The organism is Corallococcus sp. AB038B (genome assembly GCF_003668955.1).
Lineage (GTDB): Bacteria > Myxococcota > Myxococcia > Myxococcales > Myxococcaceae > Corallococcus > Corallococcus exiguus.
The window spans coordinates 1-437 of sequence record NZ_RAWO01000128.1; the positions used below are offsets into that span (position 1 = coordinate 1).

At 36.6% G+C, this 437-nt stretch carries 1 protein-coding gene; it reads left to right on the forward strand.

What is annotated here, in order from left to right:
• Positions 1-192 (forward strand): hypothetical protein (locus D7Y04_RS46195; RefSeq protein ID WP_233601866.1); only part of this gene is annotated, 192 nt, incomplete at its 5' end.
• Positions 193-437 lie beyond the last annotated feature (245 nt).

The following is a 437-nucleotide window of genomic DNA, read 5'->3' on the forward strand; positions in this document are numbered from 1 at the left end:
GAAGAGATCAATGCTAATTATCCACAATTTAATGGAATTTATTCTCATCTAGCAGCAAATAATTCTAACCATTTAAAGCAAACCTCTTCGACTGAACAAGAATATATCGTTTTGGGTGATGACGAATACGAACAACAGAGTTTACCTACATATAAGAGAAACTCAGGTAGGATGGAAGCGTCGATTGAATGAGAGTTTGATCGGATTTCTCTTTAGTTAGAACTGAAAGAAGGACGGATAGTGATGATGGAAATGATTCGGATGTTCAGTGTGTTGATGAAGAAGACGCTGCTATTGTCGATGAGCAATTAGCGAAGAAACTTCAACGTTTACATGTTGACGACCGCGTGAATATACCCGATGAGAATGGTAGGAGAAATAGCGCAAAACGATCGATTACGTGATTATTTAGGTGATATATTAATTAATATCAATCA